This window comes from Sorangium sp. So ce834, assembly GCF_051521425.1.
GTDB lineage: Bacteria > Myxococcota_A > Polyangia > Polyangiales > Polyangiaceae > Sorangium > Sorangium cellulosum_D.
In genome coordinates, this window is record NZ_CP150351.1 from 5,318,906 (window position 1) to 5,338,656 (window position 19,751).

A 19,751-nucleotide genomic window follows, 5' to 3' on the forward strand; every position below is an offset into this window, starting at 1 on the left:
ACCGGATTCTTAGCTCGCTCATTATTTGAGATCAAACCGATTCCCGCGGCGGACGCTCGGGTTCGGATCTGGCCTTGTTTCCTTGGGGGGCTCCGCCCCGCTCCGCACCCGGCGTCCGCGTCGCGGCCGCCCTGGGAGTCCCTCGCCCCCGAGAGCGCCTGAGCTAGGATGGGGAGCTGATGGACCAGCGGATGTCGACATCCCCCGACGGAGCCAGCGACCGTTGAGCACGCCGGCGACGTTGAGCGGTACGCTGTTCGTTTCGGAGACGCGGATGCTCTACGTGGGCCCCCTCGTTGCCACGAGGCGTCACGCGCATCACGCGGCCCAGGTCCTCATCGCGCCGCAGGGGCTGTGCATCGAGGACGGGGCCGGCGGACGCCTTCACGCCGGCGCCGCCGTCATCCCCCCACGCATGCCCCATCGACACGGCGCGTGCGCACACGCTGCGATGCTGTTCCTCGACGGGGACGACCTGGCGAGCCGAGCGCTCTCTCGCGACGCCGAGCCCCGGTGCGAGACGTGGGGCCGCGGCGCGCTCGACGTGAGCGTCCCTCGCGATCCCACGCCGGAGATGGCGCGCGCGCTCATGGCCTCGATCCTCTCCGCGGTCGACCTGCGGCAGCCACCGGAGCCGCGACACCCGGCGGCGCGTCGGATGTGCGCCTACCTCGATGGCTCCGCCCCGGTCGACCTCGCGAGCCTCTCGCACGAGGCCGGGCTCTCGCCGCGGCAGATGCGCCATGCCTTCGCGCGTGACGTCGGGCTCCCGATGCGCGCGTATCTGCGGTGGAAGCGCCTGCGCCGCGCCATCGCCGCGGTGGAGGGGGGAGCGAGCCTGAGCGCAGCCGCGGCCGCCGCCGGGTTCGCGGACAGCGCCCACCTGAGCCGCGTCTTCCGGGAGCAGTTCGGCATGACGCCGACGCAGGGGCTGAGCTCGATCAGGTGGCGGACGCTCGACTGACGAGGAACTCGGGGAATCCGTCCCTCCGGCGCGGCATCCCGCACTGGACCATGATGGCGTCCACGTTTCCGCGGTGATGGATCGTGTGTGTGACCACGTGGAGGATCATCGTGGCGGCGGTCATCGGCACGACCTTCCCGTCGGTGAAGCGCACGTCGCGAGGTCGTGCGAGCTCCTCCGGTCCGAGCGACGCCGTGGTCTCCACATACCAGCGGTCGATGGCCTCGGATCCGCGATCGAGCTCCTCGAGCGCAGGGAGGACCGCGCTCTGCGTGGACTCGTAGCCGTGCGAGACGCCCTGGAGGTGGGCCTGGAAGATGCGGCTGACGACGTGGACGTGGTCGAGGACCCGCAAGATCAGGTCTGCGCCCTTCTGCGACGCGAAAGCATCGACGTCGCGAAGGGCGGCGAAGAGCTGTCGGTTGGCCCACGCGGCGTGATCGACGAGCGTTTGGAGATGAAGGTTCATACGTCCGAGCGTGGGCAGCGATCGGGCTGCGCGCTTGAACGCAACGGCGGACCCGGCGCCAGCGCGGCGGCGGCGACGTGAGGCGCCGCACGACGGCATCACCGCACCGTGATGTCGGGTCTGGGGGGCTCCCTCATGCCGTCGCCGATGTGGAAGCTGGTGTGCGGCGGCTGGTTCGCGGATGTTGATGCCCAGGTCGATGCGCCACAAGAAGGTGCCGTCGGTGTCGTAGGGCGCGAGCTTGGGCTGGCCGGTGCGGCCGTCTTGCGACGGATCGCGCGGGTTGTTTTGCTCTTTGACCACGAGCTCGTAATCGCCTTCGCCGTCGAGATCGCCGGGGGAGGCGTCGCCGGCCTGGTAATTGTTGGGCGTTTTGAGCGGAATGGTCAGATGGTTTCGCTCCCACGTGGGTGTGCCCGCGCCACGCGCCGCTGGACGTCTGCCCCGACGCGCCGCTGGACGTCTGCCCCACCGCGCTGCCTGTATTCGGAGCGCCACCGGAACCATCATCGCCCGACTCGGACCCGCTGCACGCACTCAGGGCTCCCGCCACGACCAGGGCCATGGTCCCATAAGCAATAGCTCTCATTGTAGTACTCGCCTTTCAAGCCAATCGAAAACGAGACGAACGCCGACGCCGGCGCTGCCGGACGTGGCGCGCGTGAGCTGGTCGCGGATCACTCCGCGACCGAAGGCCCGCTGCGCCGCCGCCACGGAACGTCCGAGATCACCGTTTCCAGAGCTCGACGGGGTTGTGGGATGAGGTGCTGGCTTTCGGTCACCACTCTGAGGCGTCTACTCAACTTTTTTGGGTGGCGTACCCGAAGGAGCTGCATAAATGGAATTTTGTGGCCGAGCGGAATCGTCGAGGAGACGAGGCGAGCGCGGCTGCCCATCGCCGAACGCGGCCCTGGCCGAACGACCTTCGAAGGGAGCGAGCGCGGCCGGGCGCCGCGCGGGGCGGCTCAATCTCAATCGTCGAGCCGGAACGAGCCGCACGTCGGCTAGGTCGACCTGCGGATGGGCTGGCGAAGGGGACCGACCCGACCGAGCGCTGGCGAGAGCTGGCGCCTCGTGCCCGCTCGGTCGTCGCGAGGTGGCATCTCGCGCCATCCCATGTTCGTCGCGAGCTCGGCACCCGTGCCTCGCGGCGCGATGGCCCGCCGTTTGCTGGTGCTGGATCTCGAGGCGAGACGATGGGCGTCTCGAACACGAAGCGTAATGCGATGCCAGGAGGAGAGACAATGAACTGCTCCGAGCTCATGAAGACCGACGTGGCGTGCTGCAAGGCGGGCGAGCCCGTCGAGCGCGTCGCCGAGCTGATGCAGGCGCGGAACATCGGTTTCGTTCCGATCTGCGGCGATGACGGATCCATCATCGGGACCCTCACCGATCGCGATCTCACGATCCGGGTGCTCGCGGAGCACCGTCAGGCCTCGTCGACGCGGGCGGAAGACGTCATGACCCGAGAGGTCGTCTGCTGCCGTCCGGACGAGGATCTGAACGTGGCGGCGAGCCTCATGAGCAACCACAAGAAGTCGAGGATCGTCTGCGTCGATGACCAGAAGCATCCTGTCGGCGTCATCAGCCTGTCGGACATCGCCGACAGGGACGGCGGGGCGAGGTCATCAGAGCTCTTGAGCTCGATCTCTCAGCGAGAGGCCCGCGCGTAGCGCCCGCCGCTCCCCGCTCGTACGTCGGGGCGGCCCGCCCGTGCTCCTGCGGGGACGCCCCGCACGAGGCCGGGCGAGCGCGGCGGCGTGCTGGTTCAGAACGGGACGCCCAGGATCTGCGGCGCGTGCGCGCCGACCTGGGTCAGGAGCCACGCCTGCTGGCGGCGCGTGTTCTCCTCGATCCGATCGCAGCTCGCCATGAGCGGGCGGTCGAGCAGCATCATGGCCGTCTTCTTCACGGCGACGAGCGCGATGTGCAGGTCGGCCGCGAGCACGTAGAGCTCGTGCAGCCCGCGGAGCTGCCCGAGCTTGCCCTCTCTGGCCCGGTTCAGGCGCATCTTCTCCGGCAGCGCGCTGAGCTCGTTCGTGTCGCCGGCCGGCGGGGCGGGGTCGTACGGGCGCGCCGCCGGCTCCAGCCACGAAATCGACTGCCGCGAGAGCTCCTGCAACCGCGCGAGCCCCATCGACAGCTCGCCCTCGTTGAGCTCGTGCTCGGAGGCGGCGTCGCACGCCGCGATGAACCGCTCGTGGGCCAGCCTGAGCAGGCCGAGGTAGTCGCCCAGGCGCTGCCGCTCCGCGGTGTCGCCGGAAGGGCGCGCGATCGCCGACGCGACCGCCGAGGCCGCGGCGCCGGCGCGCGCGGCCGCCCGCTCCGCCGCGCCGGCGATCTTCGCGGCGGCGCTGCGCGCGGCGCTCACCTTCTGCAGCCTGGCCGCCGCGAACTTCACGGCCGGCTGTTTGCTCACCGGGTCCCACGTCGTCATCGTCAGCTCGTTCGCGGCCCGCGGCCGCCCGTCCGGCTCGGCCCCGTCCGTCCCCTCCTCGTCCCAGTAGCCGTAATGAAACGGGATGAACAGGTGCCCTGGGAGGATATCCCCGATCCTCGCCGCCCCGCGCACCCGGCCACGGCGGGTCACGACGTCGACCATCTCTCCATCGCTCACGTCCATGCGCGCGGCGTCCTCGGCGCTCATCTGCACGAACACGTCCGGGGCCGCCGCCTGCAGCGCCGGCGACCGGCCCGTCTTCGTCCGCGTGTGGAAATGGTAGACGAGCCGACCGGTCGTCACCCACAGCGGGTACTCGTCGTCGGGCGACTCCGGCGGAGCGAACCAGTCGGCGGCCTTGAGGATCGCGCGGTCCGCCGGGTCGTTGGCCGAGTACTCCTCGCGCGAGACCGCCGCGCCGGTCTCGATGTCGTGCCCGTAGCTGCCGCACTCGTCGGCGCCGGTCGGGAAGCGCAGGTCCGCATACAGCCGCTCGGTCCCGTCGGGGTGCTCGTCGTTCACCGGCCACTGGACGCCTGAGCCGCCGGTGAGCTTGGCATAGGTCAGGCCGCTGTAATCGCAGTTCTGGCCCTTGCTGCACGCGCGCCACGCGTCGAACGCGCCCTCGGGCGTGTCCCACGTGATCAGCGGCTGACCGTCCTTGTCCGTGAACCCCATGCGGCGCGCGAAATCGATGAAGACATCCATGTCCGGCCGCGCCTCGCCCGGCGGGTCGACGGCCTTGTACGAGATGTGCACCGTCCGATCGGTGTTCGTGAACGTGCCTGTCTTCTCCCCCCAGATCGCGCTCGGCAGGACCAGGTCCGCGAACCGCGTGGTCTCGGTCGGGAAGGCGTCCTGCACGACGACGAAGAGATCCTCCTTCGCCAGCGTCTTGCGGATGCGGGGCAGGTTGGGCACCGAGACCGCCGGGTTCGTGCCGATGATCCAGAGCATCCGGATCGACCCCTGCTCGGCCAGGCGGAACAGCTGGGTGCAGTGGGTGTGGGGCGCGAACGTGGGGATCACGTCCGGCTCGACGTTCCACACGCGCGCGAGGTCGGCCACGTGCGCCGGGTTGTTCATGTTGCGGAACCCAGGGAACTCGCCGTCCGCGCCGGTCTCGCGGGTGTTCTGGGCCGTCGGCTGGCCGTTCGACTGGATCACGCCGCAGCCGGGTTTGCCGATCATGCCGCGGATCAGGACGAGGTTGTTGACCTGGCACGCCGCGGCCGTGGCCTCGTGCGCCTGATAGACGCCCTGGAGCACGGTGGCCAGGAGCCGCTCGCTCGTCCCGAGCAGGCGGGCCGCGGCGTTGAGCTGCTCCACGGGGACGCCGGTGATCTCGGTCACGCGCCGGGGCGGATACGCCGCGACCTTCTCCCGGAGCACGTCGAACCCGACCGTGTGCGCATCGATGAACGTCCGATCGACATGCCCGTTCTGGATGAGCAGGTGCATGAGCCCGTTGAGCAGCGCCACGTTCGTGCCGAGGCGCGGGGTCAGGTGGACGTCCGCCTCCCGCGCGGTGTCGGTGGTCCGCGGGTCGATCACGACGAGCCTGGGCGGGTTCGGGCCCCGGCGGCGATCGAGGATGCGCATCCACGACACGGTCTGCGTCGCGGCGATGTTGTGGCCGACGTGCAGGATGCAGTCGGCGACGTCGAAGTCCCGGTAGCTCGACGGCTGCCCGTCGCGGCCGAACGTCTCGCGGAGCGAGCTGCCGGCCGTGGCGGTGCACAGCCGCGTGTTCCCGTCGATGTGGTTCGTGCGGAGCCCGGCGTGGGCGATGACGCTGAGCGTGTAGTACTCCTCGAGGAAGAGCTGCCCGCTGTTGTAGATGGCGACCGCGCTGGGCGTGTACCGCGCGACCACGTCCCTGCACCGGCGGGTCATGAGATCCATCGCCTCGTCCCACGTGGCCTCGCGGAACGCGTCGCCGGGCTTCTTGCCGGTGCGGATGAGCGGCCGGGTCAGCCGGTCGGGGCTGTTGTTCGCGACCCAGCCGTGGAGCCCCTTCGGGCCCAGCCGGCCGTGGTTCACGACGTCCTGGGCCCGGCCGCGGACGCCGACGATCCTGTTCCCCTTGACGCCGATGTCGAGCCCGCACCCGTTCGTGCACAGCACGCAGCAGGACTGGACCCATCGCTCCGGCTCCTCCTCCGTCTGCTCGTCGACCCGCGCCGGCCATCGATGCTCGCCGAAGTACGGCGTCCGCTCGCCCCACGGGCTCGTCACGCTGTTCCGTGTCTGGGCCATGCTTGGACTCCTTCCATGCCGCCAGCGTGGGCCACGTCGCCAGCGTGGGTATCCGTGGCGGGTGGCGTAGCAGGGGCGCGGTGGGTTGCCAGCTTCGATGCACCGCCTCGATACCGCGCGATCGAACAGACATGCTCGAGTGAGTCGCGCCTGACAGGATGTGCCTGACATCCATCGGCGCCCGACGCGCCGCGACACGCCTGCGCGGCGAGGTGCGAGGTGGACGACCGATCGACGCGCGCGGCGCTCCGGCGCGCCGGATCAGCTTGCGCGACGCCGCGCGATATGTTTTGAGTTCAAAGTATTCGCTCAGCCACGCCCGCCCGCGTCAATCCCGGGCGAGCGTCGCGCCCTGTTTGTATTCGACGGCACGCTGCCTCGCGGCGCGCGGCTCGTCCCGACGCCGGCGCGCGCCTCGCGCCCGGCCGACGAGGGCGGCGCCGCGCCTCGCGCCCGGCGAGCGGCGCGTCGTCACCGCAGAGGAGGGGAATTCCATGGCCCGACTGCTCATCGTCTCCAACCGTCTCCCGATCAGCGTGCGCGTCGACCGCGGTGCGCTCTGCCTCACGCGCTCCTCGGGCGGCCTCGCCGCCGCGATGCGCGGCCCGCACGAGCGCCACTGCGCGGTCTGGATCGGCTGGCCGGGCAGCGTCGCGAGCCTCACCCCGGAGCAGCGGAGGGACGCCGACGAGGCGCTCGCCGGGATGCGCGCCGTGCCCGTGCACCTCGGCGCCGCGGAGCAGCACCGCTTCTACGACGGCTTCTCGAACGGCGTCCTCTGGCCCCTGTTCCACTACCTGCTCGACAAGGTGAACCTCGACGCCGAGCTCGACTGGGAGGCCTACCGGCGCGTCAACGAGCACTTCGCCGACATCGTCGCCGCGCAGTACACGCCGGGCGACGCGATCTGGGTGCACGACTACCAGCTCCTGCTCCTCCCGGCGCTCCTCCGGCGGCGCCTCCCCGGGGCGCGGATCGGCTTCTTCCTCCACGTCCCGTTCCCGTCCGCCGAGGTCTTCCGCATCCTCCCGTGGCGAGAGGAGATCGTGCGGGGCCTGCTCGGCGCCGACCTGCTCGGCTTCCACACGGCCGGCTTCCGCAGGAATTTCGCGGCGTCGGCGGCGCACGTGCTCGGCGTCGAGCCGGGCGAGGCGGCGATCGAGCACGACGGGCGCAGGGTCGCGCTGGGGGTCCACCCCATCAGCATCGACGCCGCCGAGATCGAGCGGCTCGCGGCCCACCCCGGCGTCCGGGAGGAGGCGGCGCGCATCCGCGCCGAGGCGCGCGGCCGCAAGATCGTGCTCGGGATCGACCGCCTCGACTACACGAAGGGGATCCCGCGCCGCCTGCTCGCGATCGAGCGGTTCCTCGAGCGCGAGCCGGAGCTGCGCGATCGCGTCCGCTTCCTCCAGCTCGCGGTGCCCACGCGCGAGTCGGCCGGCGCGTACGCCGACTTCCGGCGGCTCGTCCACGAGATGGTCGGCCGCATCAACGGGAAGTACGGGACGACGTGCGCGACGCCGATCCACTACATGCACCGCTCGCTGCCGTTCGAGCAGGTGGTCGCCCTCTACCTCGCCGCCGACGTGATGCTGGTGACCCCGCTGCGCGACGGCATGAACCTCGTCGCGAAGGAGTACGTCGCCGCGCGGGTCGACGACGACGGCGCCCTGATCCTGAGCGAGTTCGCGGGCGCGTCCTCCGAGCTCGCGGAGGCGATCTCCGTCAACCCGTACGACATCGGCTCGGTCGCCGCCGCCGTGAAGCAGGCGATCGCCATGCCGCCCGCCGAGCAGCGGCTCCGGATGGGGGCGCTGCGCCGCCGCGTGGCCACGCACGACGTGCACACCTGGGCGCAGTCGTTCCTCGACGATCTCGACCGCGCCGCGCCGACGGCGCCCGCGGCGGCCTCCCCGTCGCGCCGGGGGATGCCCGAGAGCGTCGTCGAGAACGTCCGCCGGGCGCCGCAGCGCGTGTGGATCCTCGACTACGACGGCACGCTGGTCCCGTTCGCGCCGGTCCCCGACCTCGCCGCGCCGGACGAGGAGCTGCTCGCGCTGCTCCGGGCGCTGTCCGAGCGCGACCGCGTGCACGTCGTGAGCGGCCGCCGGCGCGCCGATATCGAGCGCTGGCTCGGCGCGCTGCCGCTCCACCTCCACGCCGAGCACGGCTTCTGGTCGCGGCCCAAGGCGAGCGACGACTGGGTCGCGCTCGAGCCGGACGGCGCCGCCTGGAAGGGCGAGGTGCGGAAGATCCTCGAGGACGTCACCCGGCGCACCCCGGGCACCTTCATCGAGGAGAAGACGGTGACCCTGGCCTGGCACTACCGCACGGCCGAGCCCGAGCTGGCGAGCCAGCACGTGCGCGAGCTCTGCGCGCGCCTCGAGGCGCGCATCCCCATGGATGCGCTGGAGCTGCTCGCCGGCGCGAAGGTGCTCGAGGTCCGACCGCGCGGCGTGCACAAGGGCAGGGTGGTGCCGCTCATCCTGGACGACGTGCCGGCGAGGGCGGCGGTGATCGCGATCGGCGACGACCGCACGGACGAGGACATCTTCGCGGCGCTGCCGCCGTCCGCGTGCACCATCCACGTCGGCAACGCGAGCAGCCGCGCCGCCTACCGGCTGCCCGACGCCGGCGCGGTGCGGCGCCTCCTGCGCGTGGTCCACGCGGGGTCGGAAGCGGGCCGCGCGGGGCCGGACGCGGGCCGCGCGGGGCTGGACGCGGGCCGCGCGGGGCGGGGCGCCGGGGTCGTGGCTTGACGCACGCCGCGTGGGGGGCGCTCCAGGACCGCATCGCGGCCGCGTTCGGGATCGAGCCCGAGGCGCGCGAGGCCATCGTCCGGAGCATGCTGGAGCGGAGCGCCAAGGGGGCGGCGGGCTACTGGCTCCAGCTCTTCCTCGCCATGGGCATCGCCTCGCTCGGGCTCGTGCTCGGCAGCGGGGCCGTCGTCATCGGCGCGATGCTGATCTCGCCGCTCATGGGGCCCATCGTCGAGCTCGGGATGGGCCTCGCCATCGGCTCGCCGTTCCTGGCGCTGCGCTCCTTCACGCGCGTCGCCTTCAGCGTCGTCATGGTCGTGACGAGCGCCGCGGCGCTCACCCTGACGCTGCCGTTCTACGAGGTGACGTCGGAGATCGCCGCGCGCACCTCGCCGACGGCGCTCGATCTTCTCATCGCGATCTTCTGCGCGATCGCGGCCGCGTACACCACGGTGCGGCCCGGCTCGGACACGACCTCGACCGCCGCGGGCACGGCCATCGGCATCGCGCTCGTGCCCCCGCTCTGCGTGGTCGGCTACGGGATCGGCACGCGCGTGAAGAGCATCGCGAGCGGCGCTGCGCTGCTCTTCACGGCGAACCTCTGCGCGATCCTCCTGTTCGCCATCCTGTGCTTCCTGCTCCTCGGCTACAGCGCGGTCAGCACCGCGGAGCTCGAGCACGCGGAGCTCGCGAAGCAGAAGCCGGGGGCGATCCGCCGGGTGGCGCGCGCGCTGCAGGTCTTCTTCGGGCTGCGCCACGGGTGGATCTTTCGCGTGATGATGCCGCTCGCGCTCCTCGGGGCCGTGTACCTCCCGCTCCGGGAGGCGCTCGCGCGGGTGTCGTGGCAGGTGCGCGTCCGCACGGCGATCGTGCGCATGCTGGACGCGCTGCCGCAGAGCACGGTGCGGTCGAGCGTCACCGTCGACCACGGCAGCGTCGCCGTGCGCCTCGTGATGCTCGGCCGGGCCGACGAGGCCGAGCGGCTCCAGCGGGATCTGCGCGACCAGATCGCCGCCGTCGCGGGCATGACCCCGAAGGTCGACGTGCTCGCGGTGCTGGACGCGAGCGCGCTGGAGGAGGTGGCGGCGTCGGTCCGCGCGAGCTCGACGCCCATCGACGTGGCGCCCAAGGAGCCGGAGCTCGCGCTCGTTCAGAGGGAGCTCGCCGCGTCGCTCGCGGGCGCGTGGCCGCACGCGGCGGGGCCGCTCGTCGCGTGGCGGCTCCGGTTCCCGGACAACGAGCCGGCGGTCGTGGAGGTCGTGCACGTCGGCCCGGCGCTCGGCGCCCCGGCGGCCGACCTGCTTGGGCGCGCGCTCTCGCGGGATCTCGGCGCGGAGGTGGCGGTGCAGGACCGCGCCGTCGCGCCCGAGCCGATCGTCGCCGAGCCCGAGGGCGGGTGGCCGTGGCTCCAGGGAGCCCAGCCCGCGCTCGCCTGGGTGGACGACGTGGAGGCGCTCCACGGGTGCGTCGAGGTGCCGCCGAGCCTCGGGGAGAAGCCGAGCGAGGAGGTCGAGGCGGTCCTCGCGGCGCTGCGGTCGCTGCCGGCCCTCCGCTCGGATCGGGTGCACGTCCGCGAGGGCGCGCGGTGGCGCGCGATCGTGTCGGCCGCGCCGTGCGCGCCGCCGGAGCCCGCGCCGGCCGACGCTGGCGCCGCGGCGGCGCCCGGCGCCGCGGCGGACGCCGGCGCTCGCTGAGGCTCGGCGGCGCGGGCGATCTCGCGGGGCTACTGCTCCGTCGACGCCTCCGCCTCGGTGGCCGTCGGCGCCGCGTCGGGGGCCGGGGCCCGCGGCAGCGCGAGCCTGCCGACGAGGAGGCCCACCACGGCGGCCACGGCCGAGGCGAGCAGGACGCCGAGCTTGGCCGCGGCGAGCTGCGCGGGGTCGTCGAACGCGAGGCCGGCGATGAAGATCGCCATCGTGAAGCCGATGCCCGCGACGCAGCCCACGACCGCGATCCCGCGCCAGCCGACGCCGCGCGGCAGGGCGCAGACGCCGAGCCGGACCATCGCGAAGCTCGCGAGGAAGATGCCGATCGGCTTGCCGACGACCAGGCCGAGCATGACCCCGAGCAGGATCGTCCCCGAGGCCGCGTGGCCGAGCGAGGAGCCGTCGACGCGGACGCCGGCGTTGGCGAAGGCGAACAGCGGCATGATGCCGTACGCGACCCACGGGTGGAGCGCCGCCTGGAGCCGGACCACGGGCGGCAGCGCCTCGAGCTGGGCCTGCCGGATCCGCCCGAGGGGCTTCAAGAGCTCGTCTGTGCGGTGCTTGTCGCGCTCGGTGAGCGCGGCGACCCTGTCCACCGCGTCGCGCGCCGCGGCGACGAACCCGTGGCTGCCGAACCAGGAGCGCACCGGCGTGAGCAGCCCGATGATGACGCCGGCGATCGTCGGGTGGACGCCGGCGCGGAGCATGCCCCACCAGAGGACGGCGCCGGGGGCCACGTAGGCGGCGGGCGAGCGGACGCCGAAGCGTTGGAGCAGCCGCACCGCGAGCAGCCCGCCGCCGGCGATGAGCAGCCCGCTCCACGCGACGCCCGACGAGTAGAACAGCGCGATGACGATGATCGCGCCGATGTCGTCGATGATCGCGAGCGCGAGCAGGAGCACGCGCAGGGCAGGGGGCACGCGCTTGCCGAGCAGGGCCAGGACGCCCACCGCGAACGCGATGTCGGTCGCCGTGGGGACGCCCCAGCCGTGCCGCGAGACGGGCGACGCGTTGAGCGACAGGTAGAGGAGCGCGGGCGCCATCATGCCGCCCAGCGCCGCGGCGATCGGCAGCGCCGCGCGCTTGAGATCCGAGAGCTCCCCCTCGTGGATCTCCCGCCGGATCTCCAGGCCGACGACGAAGAAGAAGATCGTCATCAGCCCGTCGTTGATCCAGAAGTGGAGGGGCTGCGTGGACACCAGCGAGCCGGCGCCGATCGTGATCGGGAGATGCCAGAGGTGCTCGTACGCGTCGCCCCACGGCGAGTTCGCCCATGCGAGGGCGACGACCGACGCGACCAGGAGGACGATCCCGCTGGCGGCCTCCACGTGCAGGAAGCGCTCGATCGGGCCGAGGACGCGCTCGGCGATGCGGCGCGCGGGGGCCCAGGTTCCGGGGGCGTGCTGTGACGGGGATCGACTCAAGGGACGGCCACGGCGCGAGCGACATCGCGCGAAGGGGGAAGGCGGCCCGACCATCCCGTGATGACCTGTCGCGGCGCTCTACCGTCGCGACACCCGCACGGGAGGATACTCATCCGGGCAACCGAAGCCAGTGGGAACGGGCTCTCCGGGCGGGTGCGCTCGCCGGCGCGGTCGCGCGCTGCCGCCCGGTGGCGACGCTCCAGCGCGGCCGCGCGCCGCCGCTCCGGCGTCGCCGGGCGCACGGCTCCGGGCGTGGACCGGATTCGAGGCGCCGTGTGGATCGTGAGCTGGCCTCGGCGCATCGTCGGGGTCCGGGAGGTGATCGATGACGCGAGGTGCCCTGGATCCCGCCGCGGTGGCGGCCTTTCTCGTCGCGCGCCACGGCGATGCCGCTCGCGGCGCGGCCGTCGAGGTGCGCCCGCTCCCGGGCGGGCTCTGCTCGGAGGTCGCGCTGGTCACCGCGCGGCTGCGCGGCGGCCCGGGGGAGCGCCGGATCGCGCTCGTGGCGAAGCTCGTGCACGGCGTCGCCGCGCGCGAGGCGGCCGTCTACCGGCGGCTCTCGAGGTCGGTCGCGCGGCGCTTCTCGCCCGAGCTGCTCGGCGCGGAGCGGCTCGGGCGCGGGCGCTGGCTGCTCTACCTCGAGCGGATCGAGCCGGCGCACGCCTGGCCCTGGTCCGACAGCGGGCACACGGCCCAGGTGCTCGAGCGGCTGGCGCGCCTCCATGCAGAGACGGCGCCGGACGCCTCCCTGCCGGCGTGGGACTACGAGGCCGAGAACCTGGCCGTGGCGCAGGGCACCCTCTCGCTGGCCGAGCACCTGCCCCGCGGCGAGGTCCCGGCGCTCGCGCGGTCGCTGCCCGCGCTGCGGCGGGTCGTGGCGGCGCTGCCCGCGATGCGCCGCGAGCTCCTCGAGTTCCAGCCGCTCGGCCGCGCGGTGATCCACGGCGACGTGCACCCGGGGAACGTCATGGTCCGCCGGCGCGACGGCGTCGCGGAGCCGGTGCTGCTCGACTGGGCGCGCGCGCGGATCGGCTCGCCGCTCGAGGACGTGAGCTCGTGGCTCCAGGCCCTCGGCTACTGGGAGCCGGAGGCGCGGCGCCGGCACGACACGCTGCTCGCCGGCTATCTTTCGGCGCGCGGCCTCGCCCCCGCGCTGACCCGGCCGCTGCGCGACGTCTACTGGTTCGCGGCCGCGTCGAACGCGCTCGCGGGCGCGCTCGGGTACCACCTCGCCATGGCGTGCCGCGCGAGCGATCCCGGCGCGACGCCGGGCGCGCGCGCGGCTGCGGCCCGGAACGCGGCGGACTGGCTGCGCGTCATCCGCCGGGCCGACGCGTGCTGGGGCTGACGTGCTCGCGGTCGTCGAAGCGCAGGAGGACGCCGCGCTCGCCCTGCCACGCGAGCGACGTGAGGCTGGCGTTGCCCGGCCGGAACGGCTCCCAGCGCGCGGCCGGGGCGCCGTGCAGCGCCCCGAGGATCTGGCCGATGACGCCCGCGTGCGTGACCACGAGCACGCGCTGCCCCGGGTGCGCCGCGGCGATCGCGCCGATGGCCGCGAGGCAGCGCGCGCGGAACTCGCGGTAGCTCTCCCCGCCCGGCCAGCGGAAGTCGTCGTCGTCCTGGCGCAGGTTCGCCTCCCAGAGCGCGGCGTGGCGCGCCTTGACCTCCGCGAGCGGCGCGCCGTCCACGTCGCCGCAGCAGATCTCGCGCAGGCCGTCGTGCATGTGGACCGGGCCCCACGCGCCGGCCGCGATCCGCGCCGTCTCGAGCGCGCGGCTCAGCGGGCTCGCGTACACGGCGTCGAACGCCGAGCCTCCGGCGAGGCGGCGGCCGAGCGCCTCGGCCTCCTCGCGCCCGCGCGCGTCGAGCGGCGTGTCGGTCCACCCGCTCATCGGCGTCGCGGGACCGGCGCGGTTACCGGCGGTGCGGCCGTGGCGCACGAGGAACAGGAGGCAGGGTCGCATGGTCCGGGGGGAGCGGAGGCGCTCGGCCAGGAGGCTAGCGTGAGCCGCGGCCCGATCGAGCGCCGCGCGCGACGGGCGCAGCGCTGCGCCGCGGTCGTCCGGCCGCGCGCTCGCACGCGCCCGGCTCGTGCCGGCCGGGCGGGGCCACCCAACTTGGCGCGCAGCGATTACACGGCCGAACTGCGGGTGCGGGGCGTGGCCGGTTCACGCGCTGGCTCGCTCCCCCGCCTCGGCGTTCGGCGCGTGCGTACGAGCGGGCGGGAAGCTCTTCCGTGCAGCGGCTTCATGCGCGCACGCCCGACGCGCGACCGCACGGCCGGCTCGATCCTGGAGAGGGCGCCATCGATCGCGGCTCGCTTCGACTCATCTCGATGCTCGGCAACGACGCTCGGCAGCCCGGACAGGACCACCTTGATCCGGCAGATCTTGTCGATCCCTCCACGCGGCCCGTTGGTGTCCGTCAGGCGAACGCTGATGCGTTCGATGGATGTACCGAACTTGCTGAGCCTCCTGCCCAGCTTGAGGCGGATGTACTCCCGGTCCGTGGGATCGAGGTCCACCCCGATCGTGCGCACGTGGGCAGGCGGCTGCCCGCGGGAGCTCCCGGTCCGCTTGACGGGCCGCGGGAGCTCGGCCGGCAGCGCTGCCCGAGACTTGCTCGTCGCCACCTTGCGAGTTCGATCAGCCATGATGAGTCCCCCGCAGCTTGCGGGGAGCGCTGCCTCGACGGGAGCGCGGCATGCGCCTCACCACCGAGCCGAGCTCAGCGCCCGAGCCGAGCTCAGCCACAAGCTGATTCCGTGGGAGGCCGGCTATCGCAGGCGTCCACGCCGGCGGATCGCTCGCGGGAAAGGACTGCTGACAGGCCTCGTCCACGACATCGGTGTCACGCAGGGGCCTGGCCGGCAGGCCCGCTTTTCCAGCCTGCCCGGCGCGCGGCTCCTCGCCCCGACGCCGCTCGTCGCCCGGCGCTTCTGCGTCAATCCGGGCCACCCGCCGCTGCGTGCCCCCCATGGCGCGTCCTCCGCGCATGACATTGCGCCCCGCCGCCGCGGTGGCAAGCTCTTTCGCGACCTCGCAGGTGATCTCGGACAGCCGAGCTGGCCGCGGATACCGGAGAGCCGCGCCCGCCCGCCGTGCCGGCGCGGCGCTCGGTGGAGGAGCGCACGATGGACAAGGCGAACCGACCGTTCCGAATCGGTATTTCAGGGTCCTACGGCGGCATGAACCTGGGTGACGAGGCCATCCTCGACGGCATCGTCTCGCAGCTCCGGGAGTCGGTTCCAGCGGAGATCACCGTGTTCTCGATGTGCCCGGAGGACACGAGGATCCGCCACCGGGTGGAGCGCGCCGTCCCCGTCCGCAACCTCACGCGAAAGGAAGCGGCCGCCGAGGTCGAGCGGCTCGATCTCTTGATCCTCGGCGGGGGCGGCATCCTCTACGACCAGGACGCGGCGCTCTACCTGAGAGAGGTGTTCATGGCGCAAGAGTTCGGTGTTCCGGTGGTGATCTACGCCGTGAGCGCCGGGCCGCTGTCGGACCCGAGCGCGAAGCAAGCCGTGCGGGAGGCGCTGAACGCAGCGGACGTCATCACCGTACGCGACAAGCAGGGATATCGCCTGATCGAAGAGGCCGGGGTGGATCGCGAGATTCACCTCACCGCGGATCCGGCCCTGCTGCTGCGCGAGGAGCCTTTGCCGGTCGAGGCCATCCGGGCCGAGGGCGTCGAGTTCGAGCGGCACCTGGTCGGCTTCTCCGTCAGGGAGCCGGGCCCGGCGGCGCCCCACATCGACCCCGACGAATACTACAGCCTGCTCGCCAACGCGGCTGACTTCGTCGTCGAGCGGCTCGACGCCGACGTCGTGTTCGTGTCCATGGAACGGACGGACGTGCAGCACAGCCACGCCGTCGTCGCCCACATGAAGAACGCCGAACGGGCGGAGGTCCTGAGGCGCCGGTACACGCCGCAGCAGATCCTCGGCCTCGTGGGACACCTCGAGTTCGCGGTGGGCATGCGCCTCCACTTCCTCATCCTCTCGGCGCTCCGCGAGACCCCGTTCGTCGCGCTGCCCTACGCGGCCAAGGTCACGGGGTTCATCGAGGATCTCGAGATGGAGACGCCTCCGCTCGGCAGCATCAGCGCTGGTCAGCTCATCGCGAGGCTCGATCGCTCGTGGGACACGCGTCACGAGGTCCGCGCCAAGATCCGCCGGCTGCTCCCCGGCCTTCAGGCTCGGGCCAGGGAGACAAACCGGTTCGTCACCGAGATCCTCGCGCGGCGAGCCCCGGCGGCGCAGCTCGAACGGAAGATCGCGTGAGCGCGAGGAGCGCGAGGAGCGCGCGATGGACGTGATCCGGACCGACGTGGCCGTCATCGGCGGAGAGCTCGGCGGCTGCGCGGCCGCGCTGGCGTTGGCCCGGATGGGCCGCCGTGTCGTCCTGACGGAGGCGACGCGCTGGCTCGGAGGCCAGCTCACGAACCAGGCGGTCCCTCCGGACGAGCACCCGTGGATCGAGGAGACCGGCGCGACCCGGAGCTACCGCGCGCTGCGCCAGGGGATCCGCGAGTATTACCGCAGGCACCTGCCCCTCGCCGCCTCGGCCAGGTCGCTCCCCGGGCTCAACCCCGGCAACGGCTGGGTCAGCCGCCTGTGCCACGATCCGCGGGTCGCGGTGGCCGTGCTGCGCGAGATGCTCGCGCCCCATCTGCTCAACGGGCGCCTCCGCGTGCTCCCTTCCCACCGGCCGATCTCGGCGTGGACGCACGGCGATCGGGTGACCGGCGTCCTGGTTCGAGGGCTTGAATCGGGGCGCAATTACCTCCTTGTCGCCGATCTCTTCATCGATGCCACGCCGCACGGCGAGCTCCTCGCGCTCGCGGGCGTGGAGCACGCGCTCGGGGCAGAGTCGCGGGCGGAGACGGGGGAGCCGCACGCCGCCGAGCGCGCGGATCCGAGGGCCCAGCAGGCGATCACCGTGTGTTTTGCGATGGAGCACCTCCCGGGGGAGGACCATACGATCGACAGGCCCCGTCAATACGAGCTCTGGCGCTCTCTCCGGCCGCCCGGCTGGCCGGGCTGCCTGCTGGACTGGACGGCGGTTCGTCCCGAGACGCACGAGCCGCTGACGCGGGGTCTGTTCGCCGCGGACGACGGGCATCCGTGGTGGACCTTCCGGCGGATCCTCGACAGAACGGTCTTCGAGGCGGGGTTCGCGTCGAGCGACGTCACCATCGTGAACTGGCCGCAGAACGATTACTGGTTCGGGCCCGTCTGCGGCGTCGACGAGGTGGAGGCCGCGCGGAACCTGGACGCGGCGCGGCAGCTCAGCCTGAGCCTTCTGTACTGGATGCAGACCGAAGCGCCTCGCCCCGACGGCGGGGTCGGCTACCCGGGCTTGCGGCTCCGCGGGGACGTGGTCGGCGGCACGGCCGACGGCCTCGCGCCGGCGCCCTACATCCGCGAGTCCCGCCGGATCCGGGCCGAGCTCACGGTGCTCGAGCAGCACATCGCCTATCCGCTCCGGCCCGACGGCCCTGCGACGTTCGAAGAGAGCGTCGGCATCGGGTGTTATCGCATCGACCTGCATCCGCGCGTCGGGGGCGCGGGGTACCTCGACCTCGGCTGCTGGCCGTTCCAGATCCCGCTGGGGTCGCTGATCCCGGTGCGGGTGGAGAATCTCTTGCCGGGCGGCAAGGCCCTCGGCGTTACCCACATCACCAACGGCGCCTTCCGGGTCCATCCGGTGGAGTGGAGCGTGGGTGAGGCCGCGGGGCTGCTCGCCGCGTTCTGCCTGGAGCGCCATGTGCCGCCGCGGCAGGTGCGCGCCCGGGGGTCGCTTCGCGAGGAGCTCCAGGCGCTCTTGGTCCGCGAGGGCATCGAGCTGGCCTGGCCGGCGCTGAAGCCGGTGTGAGCCGGCACCGCCCTGGATGTGAGCCGACGAGCGTCACGAGCGCTCCGTCGATGCCGTCGAGGCGAGCGTCGAGCGCGCCCTTCAGCTGTCGAGCTCCCGCAGGCTGTGGCTGTGGCGTGAAGGCGGCGGAGCTCTCCTTCCGCCAGGCATCGCGGGAAATGCCTACGTGAGGTTCGTGAGCGGCCCGGTGCAGTACTCCGGCGAGCCGAACCTGGTCCGGGGGTCGCCGAACAGGTTCAAGATCGAGACGAGCAGGTTGTTGTGCGGGAGGCTCGGGTACCGGACCCAGCGCCCGGTGCGCAGGCCCCCGCCGCCGCCGGCCAGCAGGAACGGCATGTCCTTCTTCGCGTGGGTCGCCGGATCCGAGATCTCGGAGCCGAAGAAGACGACGCTCTCGTCGAGCAGCGAGCGCCCGCCCATGTCGACCTTCTCCATCTCCTGCAAGAGATAGAGGTGCTGCTGCGAGTACCAGGTGTGGATGCGCGCGCACTCGACCGGCCTGTAGCCGCCGTTGTGCTGGTAGAAATGGTGGTTCTCGGTCAGGTTCAGCCACGGCAACGTGTGCTTCGCCTCGGTGTCGCTCCACTGCAGGGTGCCGACCGCGGTGATGTCGCAGGCGAGCGCCATCACCAGCATGTCCGTCATCAGCTTGCCCACCTTGGGGATGGCCGCGTCGGTCGAGGCGTCCACGATCGTGCCGTCATCGCTCGAGTTGAGCCCCGAGCCCGGGTCGTAGTCGGACGTGTCGACCCCCGTCGGGACCCGGCAAGCGCCCGCCGCAGCCGGCGTGCTGCCGAGGCTCTGCTCGATCTCGCGGATCTTCGTCAGATGCTGGTCGAGCTTCTGCTTGTCGGCCGCGCCGAGCCGCGCGGAGAGGGCGGCGTAGCGCCCGTCGAGGAAGTCGAGGATCGAGCGCTTCCGCGCGAGGCGGAGGGCGGCGTCGTCGCTGGCGCCGGGGTTCAGCGTGCCGAAGAGCTCGGTGAAGATCTGCACCGGATCGAGGCGCGGCGGGATGGGGCTGTACGGCGCGGTCTCCTCGAAATTGACGACGTTCATCGGCGACATCAGGCCGTGGGACTTGCCCGTCGCCCAGCGCACCGCGAGCTGGATGCTCGCCTTCGCCTTCCGACCGGCGGAGATCCGGGAGGCGATCACCTGATCGATGGACGGCCCCCTCCCGTAGCCGCCGTTGTTCGCGCCCTCCTGCTCCGTGCCCGTGAGCCAGGCGATGATCCCGCACTGGTGCTGCTCCCCGCGCGCGCTCTTCATGTCGAGGCCGTCGACGACGAGCAGCCGGTCCTGCACCGGCGCGAGCGGCGCCAGGATGGGGCCCAGGGTGAAGCTCGTCTCGGTGCCGGTCGGACGCCAGCGGTCGATCACGGTCCCGCCGGGCGTGTAGACGGCGAGGAAGCGCCGGGCGGGGGCGGGTTGCGCGCGCGCCGGGCGCTCGGCTCCCATGATCTCCAGCCACGGGAGCGCGACGGCGATGGCGCCGGCGCCTCGCAGCACGGCACGTCGGCTCAAGCGGAATTTCGACATACGCCTCGCTCCTGTCAGGCAGACATGTAGAGGAAACCGTCCGTCCGGGTGAGCTCGACGAGGAGCCGCAGGCTCGTGACTCGAGGACCAGAGTTCGTCGTCGCGCCTCGCCCGCCCCGGGCACGCCGAGGTCCCGTCATTCAACAACAGACTTTACGAACTGACCAGAGGGTTGTGGTACGGGCCCACCAGACCGCCTTTGATGCGTGGATAAGTGGTTGAACTCGCGTCGCTTTTCCGGGAGGTGGTGGACCGCGTGAGAGAGTTCCGCCAGCTACAGCATGGCTGTACGAGGCGCGAGCAGCGGCGAGGGCT

13 protein-coding genes are annotated in these 19,751 nt (G+C 72.4%); 7 read left to right on the top strand and 6 right to left on the bottom strand.

Translation table 11 applies throughout. From position 1 onward, the window contains the following. Positions 1-451 precede the first annotated feature (451 nt). Entirely contained in the window at positions 452-964 is a 513-nt protein-coding gene (locus WMF20_RS19105; RefSeq protein ID WP_437615597.1) for a helix-turn-helix domain-containing protein, read from the top strand. Here the strand turns inward: WMF20_RS19105 and WMF20_RS19110 are convergent. Then, a complete protein-coding gene (locus tag WMF20_RS19110; protein WP_437615598.1) occupies positions 942-1,943 on the bottom strand; it encodes a DinB family protein in 1,002 nt (333 codons plus the stop codon). The two genes, WMF20_RS19105 and WMF20_RS19110, sit on opposite strands and share 23 nt — an antisense overlap. A 734-nt stretch (positions 1,944-2,677) precedes the next feature. Here WMF20_RS19110 and WMF20_RS19115 point away from each other — a divergent pair. Further along, positions 2,678-3,106 carry a CBS domain-containing protein gene (locus tag WMF20_RS19115; protein ID WP_437615600.1) on the top strand — a complete coding sequence of 143 codons (429 nt, stop codon included), beginning with the start codon at positions 2,678-2,680 and terminating at the stop codon, positions 3,104-3,106. Between the two features lie 95 nt (positions 3,107-3,201). Here the strand turns inward: WMF20_RS19115 and WMF20_RS19120 are convergent, their stop codons facing one another. Beyond that, on the bottom strand, positions 3,202-6,132 hold the full coding sequence (locus WMF20_RS19120) for a molybdopterin oxidoreductase family protein (RefSeq protein WP_437615602.1): 2,931 nt from the start codon (positions 6,130-6,132) through the stop codon (positions 3,202-3,204). Between the two features lie 494 nt (positions 6,133-6,626). Here WMF20_RS19120 and WMF20_RS19125 point away from each other — a divergent pair, with 494 nt between their 5' ends. Both WMF20_RS19125 and WMF20_RS19130 read left to right on the top strand, forming a co-directional pair. After that, entirely contained in the window at positions 6,627-8,891 is a 2,265-nt protein-coding gene (locus WMF20_RS19125) for a bifunctional alpha,alpha-trehalose-phosphate synthase (UDP-forming)/trehalose-phosphatase (RefSeq protein WP_437615604.1), read from the top strand. Then, positions 8,888-10,585 (top strand): DUF389 domain-containing protein, encoded by a 1,698-nt coding sequence (locus WMF20_RS19130; RefSeq protein ID WP_437615606.1) that lies wholly within the window; start codon positions 8,888-8,890, stop codon positions 10,583-10,585. The genes WMF20_RS19125 and WMF20_RS19130 overlap by 4 nt, the downstream gene beginning before the upstream one ends. Before the next feature lie 29 nt (positions 10,586-10,614). Here the strand turns inward: WMF20_RS19130 and nhaA are convergent, their stop codons facing one another. Further along, positions 10,615-12,021, bottom strand: coding sequence for a Na+/H+ antiporter NhaA (gene nhaA / locus WMF20_RS19135; protein ID WP_437615608.1), 1,407 nt, complete (start codon positions 12,019-12,021; stop codon positions 10,615-10,617). A gap of 325 nt (positions 12,022-12,346) precedes the next feature. On the opposite strand from nhaA, the gene WMF20_RS19140 reads away from it, so the two are divergent. Further along, positions 12,347-13,369, top strand: coding sequence for a phosphotransferase family protein (locus WMF20_RS19140; protein ID WP_437615610.1), 1,023 nt, complete (start codon positions 12,347-12,349; stop codon positions 13,367-13,369). Here the strand turns inward: WMF20_RS19140 and WMF20_RS19145 are convergent. Both WMF20_RS19145 and WMF20_RS19150 read right to left on the bottom strand, forming a co-directional pair. Further along, a complete protein-coding gene (locus WMF20_RS19145; protein ID WP_437615612.1) occupies positions 13,338-13,985 on the bottom strand; it encodes a histidine phosphatase family protein in 648 nt (215 codons plus the stop codon). The genes WMF20_RS19140 and WMF20_RS19145 overlap by 32 nt on opposite strands. Positions 13,986-14,152: 167 nt before the next feature. Then, positions 14,153-14,560: an HPF/RaiA family ribosome-associated protein gene (locus WMF20_RS19150; protein ID WP_437615614.1), complete on the bottom strand. Its 408-nt coding sequence runs from the start codon at positions 14,558-14,560 to the stop codon at positions 14,153-14,155. A 594-nt stretch (positions 14,561-15,154) separates the two neighbouring features. Here WMF20_RS19150 and WMF20_RS19155 point away from each other — a divergent pair. Both WMF20_RS19155 and WMF20_RS19160 read left to right on the top strand, forming a co-directional pair. Further along, positions 15,155-16,303, top strand: coding sequence for a polysaccharide pyruvyl transferase family protein (locus WMF20_RS19155; RefSeq protein ID WP_437615616.1), 1,149 nt, complete (start codon positions 15,155-15,157; stop codon positions 16,301-16,303). A gap of 25 nt (positions 16,304-16,328) precedes the next feature. Further along, positions 16,329-17,897, top strand: coding sequence for an FAD-dependent oxidoreductase (locus WMF20_RS19160; protein WP_437615618.1), 1,569 nt, complete (start codon positions 16,329-16,331; stop codon positions 17,895-17,897). Positions 17,898-18,059: 162 nt separating this feature from the next. Here the strand turns inward: WMF20_RS19160 and WMF20_RS19165 are convergent, their stop codons facing one another. Further along, positions 18,060-19,406, bottom strand: a complete 1,347-nt coding sequence (locus tag WMF20_RS19165; RefSeq protein WP_437617142.1) for a DUF1552 domain-containing protein — start codon at positions 19,404-19,406, stop codon at positions 18,060-18,062. Between the last annotated feature and the right edge of the window lie 345 nt (positions 19,407-19,751).

Bases quoted from the DNA above. Each gene is read 5' to 3' on its own strand.
- WMF20_RS19140 (WP_437615610.1), top strand. From the start codon at position 12,347: ATGACGCGAGGTGCCCTGGATCCCGCCGCGGTGGCGGCCTTTCTCGTC.
- WMF20_RS19155 (WP_437615616.1), top strand. From the start codon at position 15,155: ATGGACAAGGCGAACCGACCGTTCCGAATCGGTATTTCAGGGTCCTAC.
- WMF20_RS19105 (WP_437615597.1), top strand. From the start codon at position 452: ATGCTGTTCCTCGACGGGGACGACCTGGCGAGCCGAGCGCTCTCTCGC.
- WMF20_RS19160 (WP_437615618.1), top strand. From the start codon at position 16,329: ATGGACGTGATCCGGACCGACGTGGCCGTCATCGGCGGAGAGCTCGGC.
- WMF20_RS19115 (WP_437615600.1), top strand. From the start codon at position 2,678: ATGAACTGCTCCGAGCTCATGAAGACCGACGTGGCGTGCTGCAAGGCG.
- WMF20_RS19125 (WP_437615604.1), top strand. From the start codon at position 6,627: ATGGCCCGACTGCTCATCGTCTCCAACCGTCTCCCGATCAGCGTGCGC.
- WMF20_RS19110 (WP_437615598.1), bottom strand. From the start codon at position 1,943: ATGATGGTTCCGGTGGCGCTCCGAATACAGGCAGCGCGGTGGGGCAGA.
- WMF20_RS19120 (WP_437615602.1), bottom strand. From the start codon at position 6,132: ATGGCCCAGACACGGAACAGCGTGACGAGCCCGTGGGGCGAGCGGACG.
- WMF20_RS19145 (WP_437615612.1), bottom strand. From the start codon at position 13,985: ATGCGACCCTGCCTCCTGTTCCTCGTGCGCCACGGCCGCACCGCCGGT.